16 protein-coding genes are annotated in these 15,663 nt (G+C 43.9%); 9 read left to right on the top strand and 7 right to left on the bottom strand.

Translation table 11 applies throughout. The features are described 5' to 3' along the window. The first annotated feature begins 498 nt into the window (after positions 1–498). From H9653_RS03345 to H9653_RS03320, 6 genes are all read left to right on the top strand, one after another. Positions 499–861 (top strand): roadblock/LC7 domain-containing protein, encoded by a 363-nt coding sequence (locus H9653_RS03345; RefSeq protein WP_010201036.1) that lies wholly within the window; start codon positions 499–501, stop codon positions 859–861. A 284-nt stretch (positions 862–1,145) separates the two neighbouring features. After that, positions 1,146–1,640, top strand: a complete 495-nt coding sequence (locus H9653_RS03340; protein ID WP_191690433.1) for a PAS domain-containing protein — start codon at positions 1,146–1,148, stop codon at positions 1,638–1,640. 3 nt (positions 1,641–1,643) lie between these two features. Continuing rightward, positions 1,644–2,393, top strand: coding sequence for a PhnD/SsuA/transferrin family substrate-binding protein (locus H9653_RS03335; protein ID WP_191690431.1), 750 nt, complete (start codon positions 1,644–1,646; stop codon positions 2,391–2,393). A gap of 186 nt (positions 2,394–2,579) precedes the next feature. Continuing rightward, entirely contained in the window at positions 2,580–3,206 is a 627-nt protein-coding gene (locus H9653_RS03330) for a hypothetical protein (RefSeq protein ID WP_191690429.1), read from the top strand. A 50-nt stretch (positions 3,207–3,256) separates the two neighbouring features. Further along, positions 3,257–3,871 (top strand): hypothetical protein, encoded by a 615-nt coding sequence (locus tag H9653_RS03325; protein WP_068407263.1) that lies wholly within the window; start codon positions 3,257–3,259, stop codon positions 3,869–3,871. A 375-nt stretch (positions 3,872–4,246) separates the two neighbouring features. Next, a complete protein-coding gene (locus H9653_RS03320; protein ID WP_191690427.1) occupies positions 4,247–4,906 on the top strand; it encodes a class I SAM-dependent methyltransferase in 660 nt (219 codons plus the stop codon). A 111-nt stretch (positions 4,907–5,017) separates the two neighbouring features. Here the strand turns inward: H9653_RS03320 and H9653_RS03315 are convergent, their stop codons facing one another. The 6 genes from H9653_RS03315 to H9653_RS03290 all read right to left on the bottom strand — a co-directional run bounded on the left by H9653_RS03315 (position 5,018) and on the right by H9653_RS03290 (position 12,005). Further along, positions 5,018–5,539 (bottom strand): HdeD family acid-resistance protein, encoded by a 522-nt coding sequence (locus tag H9653_RS03315; RefSeq protein WP_068407267.1) that lies wholly within the window; start codon positions 5,537–5,539, stop codon positions 5,018–5,020. A gap of 187 nt (positions 5,540–5,726) precedes the next feature. Beyond that, entirely contained in the window at positions 5,727–6,500 is a 774-nt protein-coding gene (locus tag H9653_RS03310; protein WP_068403858.1) for an NTP transferase domain-containing protein, read from the bottom strand. Beyond that, complete coding sequence (locus H9653_RS03305) at positions 6,497–7,747, bottom strand: XdhC family protein (protein ID WP_068403860.1); 1,251 nt, start codon at positions 7,745–7,747, stop codon at positions 6,497–6,499. The genes H9653_RS03310 and H9653_RS03305 overlap by 4 nt, the downstream gene beginning before the upstream one ends. 153 nt (positions 7,748–7,900) lie before the next feature. Beyond that, entirely contained in the window at positions 7,901–10,321 is a 2,421-nt protein-coding gene (locus tag H9653_RS03300; protein ID WP_068403862.1) for a xanthine dehydrogenase family protein molybdopterin-binding subunit, read from the bottom strand. Between the two features lie 2 nt (positions 10,322–10,323). Next, positions 10,324–11,316 carry an FAD binding domain-containing protein gene (locus H9653_RS03295; RefSeq protein WP_191690425.1) on the bottom strand — a complete coding sequence of 331 codons (993 nt, stop codon included), beginning with the start codon at positions 11,314–11,316 and terminating at the stop codon, positions 10,324–10,326. Next, positions 11,313–12,005, bottom strand: a complete 693-nt coding sequence (locus tag H9653_RS03290) for a 2Fe-2S iron-sulfur cluster-binding protein (protein ID WP_068403865.1) — start codon at positions 12,003–12,005, stop codon at positions 11,313–11,315. The genes H9653_RS03295 and H9653_RS03290 overlap by 4 nt, the downstream gene beginning before the upstream one ends. Before the next feature lie 341 nt (positions 12,006–12,346). Here H9653_RS03290 and H9653_RS03285 point away from each other — a divergent pair, with 341 nt between their 5' ends. Beyond that, on the top strand, positions 12,347–13,021 hold the full coding sequence (locus tag H9653_RS03285) for a DsbA family oxidoreductase (RefSeq protein WP_191690422.1): 675 nt from the start codon (positions 12,347–12,349) through the stop codon (positions 13,019–13,021). 29 nt (positions 13,022–13,050) lie between these two features. Beyond that, entirely contained in the window at positions 13,051–13,299 is a 249-nt protein-coding gene (locus H9653_RS03280; RefSeq protein WP_068403868.1) for a DUF2164 domain-containing protein, read from the top strand. Positions 13,300–13,385: 86 nt separating this feature from the next. Here H9653_RS03280 and H9653_RS03275 read toward each other — a convergent pair whose 3' ends face one another. Beyond that, positions 13,386–14,510, bottom strand: a complete 1,125-nt coding sequence (locus H9653_RS03275) for an S-(hydroxymethyl)glutathione dehydrogenase/class III alcohol dehydrogenase (RefSeq protein ID WP_068403870.1) — start codon at positions 14,508–14,510, stop codon at positions 13,386–13,388. 210 nt (positions 14,511–14,720) lie between these two features. On the opposite strand from H9653_RS03275, the gene H9653_RS03270 reads away from it, so the two are divergent. Continuing rightward, positions 14,721–15,608, top strand: coding sequence for a LysR family transcriptional regulator (locus H9653_RS03270; RefSeq protein ID WP_191690420.1), 888 nt, complete (start codon positions 14,721–14,723; stop codon positions 15,606–15,608). The last annotated feature ends 55 nt before the right edge of the window (positions 15,609–15,663 follow it).

The following is a 15,663-nucleotide window of genomic DNA, read 5'->3' as shown; positions in this document are numbered from 1 at the left end:
TATGCTGGCTATAAAAGTCAATAAAAAATCTATGCTAAGTTTACTGATTCTATAGGGCTTTCAAGGCTTTAAAAATTGTTCAAATTTTAATCAGCATACTTTTTGACACACCACCATTTCATTATAATCTATCAATAAACCCGCCGTGAAAACTCGTTAGTCAAAAAAATGACCGTGCTTATTTGAGTCATTTTCGGCAATGCTTTTTTTTACTTGCTACTTTGACTCTATAATAAAAACATCTTAATAGAAAATAAAAACACTAAATAACTTAAACTATGCCAACTTTTATTTATTAATCGCAATGAAATTGCGATAAACGGTAGTGAAATAGTATTGAGCGGTAAAAAAAACACCGAATATTAAGGCTTCAAACGTTGTTCAGCCATATCAATGGTGATAGTAAGGATTTATAATATCGCCCGCTAGTCGAAGACTAAAATCAGCAAATCCTCAATCCCAATTATCCCCTTATTTATTCGTCACAGAGAAATCGTTATGCGTACAGACTCATTCCAGCAAATCTTGGAAGACCTAAACAGCTCATCTGCCGATGTTGAAGCATCTGCCCTTATCTCGAACGACGGTCTTATGATTGCATCGGCGCTGCCTACAGGCGTTGATGAAGACCGCGTTGGCGCGATGTCTGCTGCTTTATTATCACTAGGTGACCGCGCAGGTCGTGAATTGGCTCGTGGTAGCATCGACCGTATTATGATCCAAGGCGAAAAAGGCTATGTGATTATGACCTCATCAGGTGATGAGGCGGTATTAACCATTATGGCAAAACCAAACGCCAAACTTGGCTTGATATTCTTAGATATTAAGCGCGCCTCAGAAGCCTTGGCAAAACTTATCTAATACTTATTTTTAAAGTTCTGTCATTAAGACTTTATGGGCTATCAGCGCTATAAACTACTTGATAAACAACACTTTAAATGAAAAATCATGCCTTGTCTTATAAAAATTATTTAAGGTATTGCATACCGTTTATATTGAATAAATCTAACAGTGCGGTTTAAAACCTGAGTTTAATTGTCAGTTTGCCATATAAATTTAAGTCATACGCTTAAACCAAATATTTTTTCAATAAGGTTTACGCTTTTTAATAATTATCACAACCATGATAAATGAAGGAGATTACAATGGGTTCTCCACTCCCCGACGCCATGAAGCCTGACATGCCAGCAGAAGAAGTCACTCTGACTTACCACGACGGCACTTCGCGCACTGTTTATGACACTGGTATCGAACGCCCTTATCCTGACGGTAAATTAATCGTCTCACGTACCGACTTAAACGGCGTTTTGACGCACGTGAATGATGCCTTTGTCGAGATTAGCGGCTATGATGTCGATGAATTAATCGGTAAGCAGCATTATATTTTACGCCATCCTGATATGCCAAAAGCGGCTTATAAAGACCTATGGTTGACCGCCGACGCTGGGCAAAAATGGCATGGCTATGTGAAAAACTTATGCAAAGATGGCAGTCACTATTGGGTTTACGCGACTGTCGTACCAAACGTGCGCCGCGGCGAAACGGTTGGTTATACTTCTGTGCGCCGTAAACCATCGCGCAGCAAGATTGATGCGGCAATCGCCCAATATGCCGAAATGAAACAAAATGAGGAAGGCTAAATCATGACGACACATAATATGTTAATCGCGCCTGATTTTTCGCCGGAGCGTTTTGCAGGCTGGCACATGTTTAATACTTTGATTCAAAAGCGTGCCAATCTCAACATGCACCTAAACATCCCTACCTCGCATGCTGAGCAAGAAACCGTTATCAGTGAAGGTGATATTCAAGTTATTTATGCCAACCCTTTTGATGCGGCTACCCTTATCCGTGAGCACGGTTACCATGCGGTTGCGCGCCCTATCGGCAAATCTGATGAGATGGTCATCGCCGCGGCGGCAAATAGCGATATCAATAGCTTAGACGACATCAAAGCTGGCGCTACTATAGCAATGGCTGATAACCACGATGTAAAATTGATTGGTTTACGCCTGCTTGAAGCGGTCGATATCGAAGATAATGACCTTAACTGGTCAGTGACTGAAACATATCAGGCAGCGGCGCGCCAAGTGATTAAGGGTGACGCGCAAGCAGCGTTCTTTTTGGCAGAGATTTTCCATAGCTTTTCACGCCTAACCAAAGCGCAGCTATCAGTGTTAATCGAAAGCGATTTGGCCGATATCAGCCACGTTTTGCTGATTAAAGACGGCTTTCCGGATACTGACATTTTGATGGATGCCATTTTGAATCTGCATAACGATGATGATGGTAAAGAAGCGTTGACTGAACTTGGTATGCCGCAAGGTTTTGAAGCCATGAACGAAGAAGACGCAGAATTTATGATTGATTTGATGCAAACGTTACTTGACTAGCAGGTTCATTGGCATCTTACTGCCGTCATAGCCTATTAGGCTACAATAATGCTAAGCAACCATCGCTATGGTCTATCACGTCATAGCGATTGAGCAAAGTGGTGGCCTAATAGCATTTTTATTAATACTTTTTGAATAACTTTTTAATCGCTTTTTGCATAGTGCTATGACTAACAGGACACGCTTATGTCTGCTTTAGATCTCATCAAAGAAAGTGAAATGGCAGCACGGCGCGTCTATCGTCTTTATTCGCGTAAAATATTTATCGCACCCAACAACCGCCATTTTCACGAACAACGTATCAATGCTGCCCTACTGTTAAACGAAAAAGAACCACTACAAGGCGCGGTAGCCGATTTTTTTTATGGCTGCTGGTATGACATCCCTTATGATGTCACCAATATGTTTACCCGTCTGCAAGGGCGCATGCTGCCGCCTATCGAGCAAGGCTTTCGTGATTGTATCGATAAAAAAAGCTATATCCAAAAAAACAGTATGCTGGCAACGCGCTGGAGCGTACTGGTCTCACCATCTTTAAATGAACAGACGCAGCGCCTGCGTATCAGTAGCGATGACGCCAAAGAAATCGCTAAAGACATCACCAACGATTTGATGCTCGCGCGTGACAATCAAGACTGGGATACCATAGAGCAAATCGAAAACGAGTTTTTTGCCCATTGTATCGCGCGTCACGACCGTCTGGCATTCTCCTTGGTTTGGTTTCGCTTGGGTAAAAGCGATTGGCAATTCGATGCGCGCTGGAATGACTGTCAGCAAAAACTTGAGCAAACCAAAGACACACAAGACGCTTAACGTGCTTATTTTTCATAGCATCATCAACATTCATCTAACGAGTAGCCGCTATGTCTTCTTATTTAAACGCTGATAAAACCTATCTGACCTTGACCCCAGCTGGCATTTTTGAGGCATTTTCGCAAAGTGAACCAACGCCTGAGCAGTTATCCTTGCAAGATTTATTGTCGCATAACGAGACGCTGCTGGCCGCTGACTGGCTCGAGCGCTATTCTGATGAATGGTTAGACAGCTTTTTAGAACATGGCTGGATTGAGAAGCTGTCGCTATTTTTGCCCGCGCCAAATTTGCCGCTTGATCAATTTTTACCGTATGTGGTTTCAAGCTTGTCGGGTAAACGCCGCGCGGCGATTGGTTCTGATGAAGGGTTTTGTCTGGCACGGATTGGCTATAGCCAAGAAGAAGCGGATATGCTCAGTGTGGCGGCGGCGGACTTTTCAGGCTTTATGCTACGCCAAAAACAACGCGGCTGGGCAGTAGAGAGCCAAGCGATTTCTTTCTTTCAGCAAGTTGATTTGCTGATTCCTGAAACCAGTTTTGTATTTTTATGGATTGATGGCTCAGGCTACGTGCTTATCATCGATGGCGAACCTTTAACCAACAACCGTGCCTTTGTTGAGTTGGTATGGGCGCTTAAAACGTCTGGGCTTAGATTTACTAATTAGACCGAATATTTAGCAAACTACACTTAATAAAACCAGTTGCTTCTTATAAATGCACTCTTTAACCATAAGCGGTGCATTTTTTGTATCTGTAACTTAAACTACTGAATATGATAATAAAAATTACCATTTATAATTTTATCGCGTAATAACAATACCCTTAGAATTAACAATAAAGGTTTAAACGTTAGATTATACTTATTATAAGCAACTGTTTACTTTTCCGTTAAATTTATAATTTTAATAAAAACCTCCATTGCTAGATTTTCCTCATCTTCACATTTCCAATGTTTTAAATCATCTTTATTAATAACTACATTCCCCGAACGTGGCAACTTTTGCCAAACCTTGCATTCTTGCTTATTTTTAGGACAGTTTATGGCTTCGCTAACCACTGTGCGCTTACGTTATCAAACGATTGAAATTGGCAATACTGACATTCATATCTGCACCCTACGCGACAATCAACAATTTAGTGACCCCGATAACGAGGCGCTGGACCTTGGTATTTGCTCGGCGTCGTGGCCGATGTTCGGCGTAATTTGGCCGTCAAGCTTGGTGCTGGCCAATCATATGCTTGATTATGATATTGCAGGCAAGCGTATCTTGGAAGTTGGCTGCGGTATGGCGTTATCAAGTCTACTACTGAACCATCGCCATGCCGATATTACTGCGACCGATTATCACCCGACGGTTGAGTATTTTTTGGATAGAAATACCACGTTGAACAATAATAAAGAAATTAACTTTGAACGCTTAGACTGGGCTGAAGACAATAGCCATCTTGGCAAGTTTGATATCATCATTGGTAGTGACTTGCTATATGAAGACCAGCATATTGATATCTTAGCGGAGTTTATCGAACGTCATGCGCTGCCAACTTGTGAGGTTATCGTCGTTGACCCTGGACGCGGGCGCAAAAACAAGCTGACCCATAAGATGGTTGAATTTGGCTTTAGCAGTCAGCACGTGAAACCTGAGGACACCACTTATCTTGATCTACCTTTTAAAGGGCATATTTTGACGTTTTCGCGTTAATATTTAAAACAATCAAAACTTATAGAATAAAAAAAGACGCCATTTTACGGCGTCTTTTTTATGCATTTTATATCGCGATTTATTGCTAGTGTCATTTATAAGTTTATGTATTTACAAGCGTCGAACCAAAGGTGGTTGCACACGTGAATACATGATTAATGAGATACCATTAGATATCAGCTCAATGGCCAATAGGACGCCAAGAATATAAGTCGCTGACTGCGGATAGCTGGTGAATATCATGATAGCCAACGCAATCGAGATAAGCCCTGAGATTAATATTGGCACAAAAGCCACGGTTCGGCGTAAACCAAAAGCAACTATTACTCTGACAATACCCGTTGCCATAAATAAAATCGCAATCACCATGGTTAGGGTCAAAATACCTTGTAGCGGGTTTTGTAGTAGCTCAATACCAATAAATATGCCAAGTACACCGCCGATGGCCGCCAACACTTTACCCGTCGTGGTATAAGCACGGAACAGGGCAATAAACTGTAAAATACCAACCAAAAGAAAGACGAATCCAGCCAGTTGTTCGGCAGCGAAACTGGCGCTAAGCGGATTAAAAAAAGCAAAGATACCGCCAAGAATACTGATGATACCAACGACTAGCCACAGTGTACGACTCATAAGATCCCCTTACTTTATATTTATAATGCGCAAATGATATCGCAGGTTATTGGCAGCCTTGTATGACGGTAGTAATGTATTCAGGTAATCCTGTTACCATCGGTGCCTAGGCGTTGTACTATGCTTATAACCCTGCTAACGGTTTAGGCGTAATATACCTATCATCCAAACGATTCTTGGCGTCAAATTATTTATCAACCCAGCCCTGCTGTCGGGCATAGGCAAGTTGCTCGGGCGTATCGATATCATAGCTCAGCTGTTTATTGAAGACTGTACTGATTTCACTGGGCGAGAGCGCTCTGATTAAATGACGTAGGCCTTTGTCTCCACGTATATGAAACTGCCATTGTTTAAGTAGCTGATAATCGATAACTAACGGTAGACCAACGATGGGATTTTTCGTTTCATTTTTGACCTCGGCTTTACGCTCGATATGGTCGTCTTTTGATAACGTATCGAAAATCTGCCAATACTCATAAGCGCTAGCAGCCACTAGATGCTTACCGGCTAGCAATCCATTAACATGTTCCATATCCAATAAAACTTGGTCAACCCCCATAATCAACACTCGCTCAAGCGCTTCATGATTAAAATCTTTATCATTAACAAACTGAGTCAAGGCTTCAATAGCAGTATAAAGACTATGTCCCATACCAGTTTCGGGCGTTTGGTTAATGACAGTTTCGATATGTAGATGGGTGTCGCTTAGTTTTGCTATCTCACTAGCTATCGATGCCTTGTTTTTAGGAATAACAACAATAATAACTTGCGGATTTGTGCTTGCTGCCAGTCTTATCATATGGCTAATTAACGGAACACCATTTTTACAAAGCAGCTGCTTAGCTTGACCCAGACGACGACTGAGGCCACTGGCTAAAATAATGATGCCATGGTTGGTTTGCTGCTCAAGGTTTTGATTTGATATTGCGGCGCTATTTGACGTCGAGTCACTTTTCTTCATACATCGCTCAATATTTCAGATGTCGTATTATTGCTCGCTGAAAATTTGGCAGTCGCAGTTTGCTTATGCATAACGGCGCTTATTTGTGCCATGATGCCAAGTGCTAAAGCTTCAGGGCCATCACCGCCTAATTTATAACCAATCGGATAGTGGAGTTTTTTCACGCCCTCACTTAAACTTGCCGGATTGTCTTTGACAGCACGAATCTCATTTACCAAGCGCTCGGTTCGATAACTTGGGCCTAATTGCCCAAGATATTTATAATGAGTAGGATGCTCTAACAATAGTGAAAGACGGGCACGGTCTTGGGTCAAACTGTGCGACATCAACGCGACCGCCGCATGACGACTGAGCTTCAGCAGTTTCTCATTATCGTCCAATGCGACTGGCATCACGATATCCGCTTCGGGAAAACGCAGACGCGTGGCATAGTGAACGCGACTATCAATAACGCTGACATGCCAATCTTGTAATTTTGCCATGGTCACAAGCGGCATCACATCATTCCCTGCCCCGCAAATAAGCAAACGGTGTTGTGGTTGTAGACGCTGGATAAGCCATTCTGTGGTGATATCACCGTTTTTTAGGACAACGTATTCGGTATTTTTGTTAGAAACTTCATGCGTTGACAGTTTTTTAATGGTATCTCTAATCTCATGAGTAAAAATATTCGATTGCTCAATGAACCCTTTATTGCCCATACTAGCGCCACTGACAAAAGTTATTTTTTCGTTAGCAATATAGTCTTTCAAATCTAGCCGAAGCCCAATGGGTAAATGGTATTGATCATTTGCGCGAATTAACGTCGCTATCGTTGTAGGATTTTGGCTACGACGAACATGACGAATAACTTCTAAAAACGGCCTTGCGGCTGTCAAACGCTCAAACAGTACATGAACCTTGCCATTACAGCCCAAACCGAAATTTAGCTCATTTTCTAAATCGCCATTTCCATTGCCATTACTTTCACTATCATCATCTGCCTCGTCACTCTCATCACTACCCGTTTGATAAACCTGCACGTTTGCGCCATGACGCGTCAACCAAAAAGCACGTTTGATGATATGTGGTTCTAGGCAACCACCGCTAATCATCCCAACCGAGCGTCCATCAGCGCAGATAAGCATCATTGCCCCAGGCCGACGATAGGCCGAGCCTTCGGTACGTACTACCGTTGCTAACACCGCACCGATGTTTTGCTGCTGCGCCTCGCCTGCGAGCTTTAGAATATCAGCGACCTGATTCATAGTGCCTCTTATCTCTATTTATTTTTATTTTAGTTTCAGTTTTAATGATTAAAATTGCATTTCGCCTTATAAAAACCCGCTAGTGATGGCCGCTAGCGGGTTTTTATATCAAGCATCAGTTAGCCATTCGTTAATATCGACTATCAACAATAGTTATTCTGGCAACTCATAAAGCAGCTTATCAAGAGTGATTGGGAAATCGTAAACGCGCACACCGACCGCATTATAAATAGCATTAGCAATAGCCGCCGCTGCTCCAGAAATCGCGGTTTCGCCAATCCCTTTGATATGCATGGGATTGGTATAAGGGTCATCTTCTTCGACCAATATTACCTCCAGTTGCGGCACATCGGCATTGACCGGCACATGGTATTCAGCAAGATCATGATTGCATAGGCGACCATCACGCTTATCATGGATGATTTCCTCCATAAGCGCCGAACCAATACCGAAAACCATACCCCCGTAGCATTGTGAAGTGGCGGTTTTATGGTTAAGAATACGTCCGGCAGCAAAGGCGCCCGTCATGCGTTTAAGACGAATCTCGCCAGTCACTCTATGGACGGCGACTTCCGCGAAATTGACACCAAACGACGCTTGGCGATGGCTTTTGGCATTTTTTCCTGGTTTGATTTGACCTTTAGCGCTCATTTTTTTCTCATCGCATGCAGCGATAATATCTGCCAATGCATAAGACTGAAAATTGCTAAAATCGTATTTTTCTGCAGCAGACTCGGGTAAAGCTAAACCCGTTTTTTCAGTGACTGTATCTTTTAAATCTAGCGCTTTGTCTTTAAGCGTTTCAACCGCTGCTTCTGTTACGCTAGGGTCATGTTCACCTGCTCGTTTAATCTGACCTTTATCAAGCTGAATGGTGTCTGGATAAAGCCCGACTTTTTCTGCCAACATATCGCGTAGTTGCTCACAGGCAAGATAGATACCGCTCCCTGCACTTGCGGCGCCCACACTACCACCCGAACCTGAAGCCGGTGGCAACTCACTATCACCCAGCTTCATCTCGATATGGTCTATTGGTAAGCCTAGTAAATCAGCGGCAACCTGAGAAAATACCGTATAAGAGCCCGTACCGATATCGGTCATATCGGTTTCGATAATGGCTTTAATGCCAAGGGCTTTTGAATCGTCAACTTGCAGTGTCGCCCGCGCCTCTGACGGTTTTAATTGGTTACCACGAGCGGATGCCGCCATCCCCGTACCAATCCACCAATCTCCCTCTAACTGACTGACAGGTTTAGGATTGCGCTGCTCCCAACCGAATTGCGCCGCCCCTTGCTCCATACAAGCAAGTAGCTGCCGCGTCGAAAACGGAATGTCTTGGCTTGGGTCTTGCTCAGGCTCGTTACGACGTCGCAGCTCAAGCGGATCGATATTCAATTGCGTGGCCAATTCATCCATCGCACATTCAACCGCAATCATACCGACCGCTTCACCGGGTGCGCGCATAGAGCCAGAAAGCACGTAATTCATATCTACTTGTTTATAATTCACGCGGCGATTTTCACCGCGGTATAAATATTTAGTCGATAATGCTGTCGGCTCAAAAAATGCCTCACCCGGTAAATTACTGCCAACGGTATCGTGAATAAAGGTATTGATGATGCCGTCTTTATCACAGCCAATGGCGATACGCTGGCGAGTGTTTGAGCGTCTAACGGTCGCTTCCATCACTTGCGGACGCGTCATACTGATCAGCACCGGACGACCAAGCTCTTTTGCCGCAATCGCTGCTGCAATCGACTCAGGCGCGATACCCAATTTACTACCGAAACCGCCACCAACAAAATAAGAAATTAGTTGGACCTGATCTTTTTTTAGATCTAAAGCATCCATCACTTGCTGTTTGCAAGGTGCAATCATTTGGTTTGAGGTATACATGATGAGCTTATCGTCTTCCCAATAAGCCAGCGTCGCATGCGGCTCCATCGGCGAGTTGCTTTGACTTGGCGTATGGTAAAAGCGATCGAGAGTAATTTCCGCTTGCGCCAAGCCTTTTTCAGGGTCGCCTGTAACAGAATTTTTATCTGGGCCCTTTTGCTCATTGACATCATGAGCACTTGGCAGCTCTTGGGTAAAGTTTAATGCCGCTTGTTCGGTCTCATTTTTATAAGTGACTTTAAGGGCATTAGCGCCTTCGGTCGCCGCTTCAAAAGTCTCAGCAACCACTACCGCTATCGGCTGCCCGTGATAATAAATCTCGCTAGCGCCTTGGGTTGGTGCTTCGGTCTCACCGCCTTGCTGTGAGTTTCGCAAAAAATGCTTAGGATCGGTCACCACTTTGATGATGCCAGGAATATCTTCTAAAGCACTGCTATCGATATTTTCCACTTGTCCTTTGGCTATTTTCGCGCCAACTAAAACGCCGTAAACTTGATTTTCTCGATAAAACTCTGCTGAGTAAGGTGCTTGTCCGCTGACCTTTAACGAACCATCAACACGGTTAATCGGTTTGCCGACCAAATTGCTTGCTGTTTTGTCAAAAAGCGAATCGACAGGCTCATTCATCATCATTTTTTTGGTAGGTTCTGATGGCAATACTGAGTCCAATAATGACATGATTATGCTCCCTCGCCCGCTAAGGCGCGCTGAATAACTTGTTTAAGTAGGCGACGCGTCAATGGTATTTTAAAATCGTTTTGACCGTGACCTTTGGCCTCTTTTAATAATAAGTCTGCGGCTTGTGCGATCGTAGCGTCATCACCCGCTGTGCCCGTTAATAATGCTTCAACGTCTTCATTACGCCACGGCATCACCCCAATACCACCAAACGCCAAACGTACAGTCGCCAAATTACCCGTATCATCGCTCTCGATGACAGACGCACAAGACACTAAGGCAAAGGCGTAAGAAGCGCGGTCACGTACTTTGTCGTAGGTATGCATGCCTTTGATAGGCGATGGTAAAACAACATGAGTGATAAGCTCGCCACTCTCCAAGACATTTTCGATATGCGGCGTGTCTTTTGGCAGACAATAAAAGTCTTTGACTGGAATAGAACGGGTCGAACCATCTGCTTTCACCGTTTCAATGACAGCGTCAAGCAACCGCATTGCCACCGCCATATCCGATGGGTGCTGAGCAATACAGGCATCACTTGTACCTAAAACAGCTAGGGTACGGTGCTCGCCATTAATCGCTGGACAGCCACTACCGGGTTCACGTTTATTGCACGGACTGTCGGTCTGATAAAAATAATAACAACGCGTGCGCTGTAAAAAATTACCGCCAGTGGTGGCTTTATTACGCAGTTGACCCGTCGCGCCAGCTAAAATAGCGCGCGATAATACCGGATAATTGGCAATGACCTCCGGATGCGCCGCCAAATCACTGTTGGTGACCAGCGTACCGATACGTAATCCGCCATCAGCAGTCGTTTCGATTTGCTCAAGCTCAAGACGGGTGATATCGACCAATTTGGTTGGTGTTTCAATCTCAAACTTCATTAAATCTAAGAGATTGGTACCACCGCCGATAAATGACGCATCTTTTGGGCTGGCAGCAGTCGCTGCTTGCTCAGGAGCTTCGGCACGGACATAGTCAAAGCGTTTCATAAGTGAGCTCCTAATTGGGCGTTATGGTTTTTATTTTGTGACGCCTCATTTTGCGACGGCTTACTAAGCTGAGTTTCACTAGGCGGCGGCGACCAAATACCGGTAACGCTTGCAGCATCTGAGCCTTTTGTAGGTATAGTATTTTTTGTAGTTATAGTAGTAGAGACAGCTTTACCTGTTACGTTATTTTCCAAGACTTGCGAGATGGCATTAATAATGTTCGGATAAGCCGAACAGCGACAAATATTACCGCTCATGCGTTCGGCGATTTCTTGTACCAGCAAGCCATCAGGATTTTGCAAATCGGTAGTCACATAGCTTGGCCAGTTTTGCTTAATCTCTTCAATCAAAGCAGTGGCTGAACAAATTTGCCCCGGCGTACAGTAACCGCACTGAAACGCATCGTGGTCTTTAAACGCTTGCTGTAAGTCTGAGAGCGATTCAGGCATTCCAATGCCTTCAATCGTCGTAATCTCATCACCGTCGTGCATGATCGCAAGGGTCAGGCAAGAATTAACCCGTCGCCCATTAATGAGCATGGTACAAGCGCCGCATTGACCGTGGTCGCAGCCCTTTTTGGGTCCAGTAATTTGTAGATGCTGGCGGCAGACATCAAGCAATGTCGTGCGCGGATCAAGATTATCGAGCTGATAATCTTGCTGATTAATCGTTAACGTCAAGGTAGACATGCTGGCTTCTCGCTGGCAGTTATTCATAAAAGGATAAGTGTGCACGCTCTTAAACAGCGTCAATCGTTTCATTATGGCGTATCAAAAACAGCGCTTTGTTTTTACTTTGTAGTCATTGCAGTGTAGTTTTTTTAAGCAAATAGTGAGGACAAAACTTTTTTGTCAACTTTTAAACCTACGATAACTCTCCTTTACAACTGCGGTTGGCTGCTTAACCTCGTTAGTAGAACCTGTAACTTAGCAACCATTGTAATCACGATTTCATTCTCTTAATATGGATTCAACTTTATAAAACCTTCTATAAATAAATCGAACATAATCAATAAAATAGGTATAAAAATATGGAAAACTCAAATCAACTGCTATCCGGAAAACCTCTGCGCATCGATATCGTCTCAGACGTGGTTTGCCCGTGGTGTATCATCGGTTATCGTCAATTGGCTGAGGCGCTCAAGCAAACCAATACCGAGCACGAAATACACTGGCATCCATTTGAGCTAAATCCTAATATGCCAAGCGCAGGACAAAATTTGCGCGAGCACATTATGAAAAAATACGGTTCGAGCAAGGAAGAATCAGACGCGAGCCGCCTTAGAATGACGCAAGCGGGCAATGAAGTTGGCTTTGAATTTAATTTCAACGATGACACGCGGATACACAATACTTTTAATCTGCATCAGCTGTTGTATTGGGCAGGTCAACAAGGACAAAAGCCGATGCATGACTTAAAGCAGGCGTTATTTGGCGCGCACTTTACCGATGGTCGCAACATCTCTGATAATACGGTGCTGGCTGATATTGCAGCGGAAGTTGGACTTAATCGTGAAGAGGCGCTGGCTGTGCTGGAGGATCAGCGTTTTGCCAAAGAGGTACGCGCAGAAGAGCGCCACTGGCAGCAGCAAGGTATCCAAAGCGTACCAGCAATGATTTTTAATGAGCGGCACTTGGTCAGCGGCGCGCAAGGCGTGGACAATTACGTCAATATTTTACAACAATTGGCTGCTATGCAAGAGTAAATAAAGCTTTGCTAATAGGACTATGATTAATGAGTAAAGAAAAATTACTGACGCTGTCAGACGAAGCAGAAGAAATTGTCTTGGATAAGCTTAGAGAGTATATGAGCGAGGAATTTGATGTTGATATTGGCAACCTGCCTGCTAAGTTTTTATTGGATTTTATAATCGAAACCTTGGGACCACTTCTCTACAATCAAGTGGTCGACGATATTGAACCTTGGTTATACGATAGATTTACAGGCGTTTTAGAAGATATGCACAGCTTTAAAAAAGATTAAAAGGCATACAAAAAAACGCCGCCCCATTATAGGAGCGGCATTTTTATTTAATAGCGTTAAAAAAGCTTAGCTATCTAAGCATCATTCTAGAAATGCACCACAGAGCGAATACTCTCACCTTTATGCATCAAGTCAAAAGCTTCGTTGATATCTTCTAACGGCATGGTATGAGTAATAAAGTCTTGTAACGGAATTTCTCCTGCTAGGTAGCGCTCGACGTAGCCTGGCAACTCTGAGCGACCTTTGACACCACCAAAGGCTGAACCGCGCCAGACGCGACCTGTGACTAACTGGAATGGACGGGTTGATATTTCTTGCCCTGCGCCCGCGACACCGATGATGACTGACTCGCCCCAACCTTTATGGCAGCACTCTAACGCTGAGCGCATGACATCAACATTACCGATACATTCAAACGAATAATCAACGCCGCCATCGGTCAGCTCAACGATGACATCTTGGATTGGCTTATCGTAGTCTTTTGGATTGATGCAATCAGTCGCGCCCAATTTTTTGGCCAATTCAAACTTGCTTTCGTTAATATCAATGGCAATAATACGGCTGGCCTTGGCCATTTGTGCACCGATAACCGCTGATAGTCCGATACCGCCTAAACCAAAGATGGCAACCGTTGCACCTTCTTCGACTTTTGCAGTATTCATGACAGCGCCCATACCAGTGGTCACGCCGCAACCAAGTAAGCAAACTTCTTCTAGCGGCGCTTCTTTGTTCACTTTTGCCAATGAAATCTCTGGCAACACCGTATATTCAGAAAAGGTTGAGCAACCCATATAATGGTAAATTGGCTCGCCATCTTTATAAAAGCGCGTCGTACCGTCTGGCATTAAGCCTTTACCTTGGGTCTCACGTACCGCCGAGCACAGGTTGGTTTTACCTGAGCGGCACATTTTACAGACGCCGCACTCTGCAGTATATAAAGGAATGACATGGTCGCCGACTTGCACGCTGGTGACGCCTTCGCCGATTTGCTCAACGATACCGCCGCCTTCGTGGCCTAAAATTGCAGGAAACACACCTTCTGGGTCTTCACCAGATAAGGTGAACGCGTCAGTATGACAAACACCACTGGCGACAATTTTCACCAGTACTTCGCCTTTTTTGGGCAGCATCACATCCACTTCTTCGATAGACAATGGCTCATTTGGCCCCCACGCAATGGCGGCTTTGGATTTGATAAAGTTATCTGACATAGTATTCTCTCTTTTTAATTAATTTTATCGTTTATTATCCGCAGACCAATTTAGCTTATAGCGCTTACTTGATAGAGGCAAGCGCTAGTTATAGCAGTTTATATTTGAGCTGTTTGTAAAGGATTCATTTTATGCTGTCCATTATAGTTGTTTCTGCTGTGATAACAATATGCTATATTTGCAAATATCTTTTACACAATGGTAATAATCATGCGCTGGGATGGCATTAGCGAGTTCGTCTATGTGGCGGAATACGAAAGCTTTACACGAGCAGCAAAAGAATTGGGTATTTCAACCGCGCAGGTCAGTCGGCAGATAAGCGCCTTAGAAAAACGCCTTAACATTAAATTGCTCTATCGTACGACGCGCAAGGTATCGCTGACTGAAGAAGGTCGGGTATTTTATCAGCATTGCCGCGGTGTGCTTGACGGCTTAGATGCGGCCGAACAAGCCGTAAGCAATTTACAAACCAAACCCCAAGGCAGAATTAAACTGACCGCGCCTGTCACCTATGGCGAACAGCAGTTATTGCCCCTTATCAATGATTTTATGGTGCAATACCGCGATATCGAAGTGACGGCTTTTTTAAGCAATCAAAAAATTGACTTGATCGAGGGTGGTTATGATTTGGCGATTCGTATTGGCAAATTAAGCGACTCAACGATGATGGCAAAAAAACTTAGTCATCGTACCAACTTTGTCTGCGCCGCGCCCGCTTATCTAGAAAAGTACGGCGTACCATATTCTCTAGTCGACTTAAGACACCATAATTGCTTACTTGGTACGCGGGATTATTGGCACTTTATAGAAGATAGCGGTAATGCAAATAATGCTGATAAAGAAACAAACCTACGCGTCTCTGGCAGCGTACAATATAACAGCGGTCACAGCCTAGTCGATGCAGCGCTAAAAGGCTTGGGTATCGTACAGTTGCCTGATTATTATGTGCAAAAATATCTAGAATCCGGTGCGCTGGTCAGCGTATTAGATGACTATAGAGAGCCTGAGGAAGGGATTTGGGCGATTTATCCGCACAATCGTCATTTATCGCCAAAAATCAGATTGCTGGTGGACTATTTAGCAGAGCGCTTATCTTAATAAAGCTTGAAAGTGGCGATTTAGGATTAAGGCTACTTATTGTTATAAATTAAGT

Origin of the sequence: Psychrobacter communis, assembly GCF_014836505.1 — a bacterium.
In the GTDB taxonomy this organism is placed as follows: Bacteria; Pseudomonadota; Gammaproteobacteria; order Pseudomonadales; family Moraxellaceae; genus Psychrobacter; species Psychrobacter faecalis.
This window is presented reverse-complemented; position numbering and strand designations above follow the sequence as displayed.

What these genes read in the sequence shown, in the direction of transcription:
- H9653_RS03345 (WP_010201036.1), top strand. Translation starts at nt 499, where the DNA reads ATGCGTACAGACTCATTCCAGCAAATCTTGGAAGACCTAAACAGCTCA.
- H9653_RS03340 (WP_191690433.1), top strand. Translation starts at nt 1,146, where the DNA reads ATGGGTTCTCCACTCCCCGACGCCATGAAGCCTGACATGCCAGCAGAA.
- H9653_RS03335 (WP_191690431.1), top strand. Translation starts at nt 1,644, where the DNA reads ATGACGACACATAATATGTTAATCGCGCCTGATTTTTCGCCGGAGCGT.
- H9653_RS03330 (WP_191690429.1), top strand. Translation starts at nt 2,580, where the DNA reads ATGTCTGCTTTAGATCTCATCAAAGAAAGTGAAATGGCAGCACGGCGC.
- H9653_RS03325 (WP_068407263.1), top strand. Translation starts at nt 3,257, where the DNA reads ATGTCTTCTTATTTAAACGCTGATAAAACCTATCTGACCTTGACCCCA.
- H9653_RS03320 (WP_191690427.1), top strand. Translation starts at nt 4,247, where the DNA reads ATGGCTTCGCTAACCACTGTGCGCTTACGTTATCAAACGATTGAAATT.
- H9653_RS03315 (WP_068407267.1), bottom strand. Translation starts at nt 5,539, where the DNA reads ATGAGTCGTACACTGTGGCTAGTCGTTGGTATCATCAGTATTCTTGGC.
- H9653_RS03310 (WP_068403858.1), bottom strand. Translation starts at nt 6,500, where the DNA reads ATGAAGAAAAGTGACTCGACGTCAAATAGCGCCGCAATATCAAATCAA.
- H9653_RS03305 (WP_068403860.1), bottom strand. Translation starts at nt 7,747, where the DNA reads ATGAATCAGGTCGCTGATATTCTAAAGCTCGCAGGCGAGGCGCAGCAG.
- H9653_RS03300 (WP_068403862.1), bottom strand. Translation starts at nt 10,321, where the DNA reads ATGTCATTATTGGACTCAGTATTGCCATCAGAACCTACCAAAAAAATG.
- H9653_RS03295 (WP_191690425.1), bottom strand. Translation starts at nt 11,316, where the DNA reads ATGAAACGCTTTGACTATGTCCGTGCCGAAGCTCCTGAGCAAGCAGCG.
- H9653_RS03290 (WP_068403865.1), bottom strand. Translation starts at nt 12,005, where the DNA reads ATGTCTACCTTGACGTTAACGATTAATCAGCAAGATTATCAGCTCGAT.
- H9653_RS03285 (WP_191690422.1), top strand. Translation starts at nt 12,347, where the DNA reads ATGGAAAACTCAAATCAACTGCTATCCGGAAAACCTCTGCGCATCGAT.
- H9653_RS03280 (WP_068403868.1), top strand. Translation starts at nt 13,051, where the DNA reads ATGAGTAAAGAAAAATTACTGACGCTGTCAGACGAAGCAGAAGAAATT.
- H9653_RS03275 (WP_068403870.1), bottom strand. Translation starts at nt 14,510, where the DNA reads ATGTCAGATAACTTTATCAAATCCAAAGCCGCCATTGCGTGGGGGCCA.
- H9653_RS03270 (WP_191690420.1), top strand. Translation starts at nt 14,721, where the DNA reads ATGCGCTGGGATGGCATTAGCGAGTTCGTCTATGTGGCGGAATACGAA.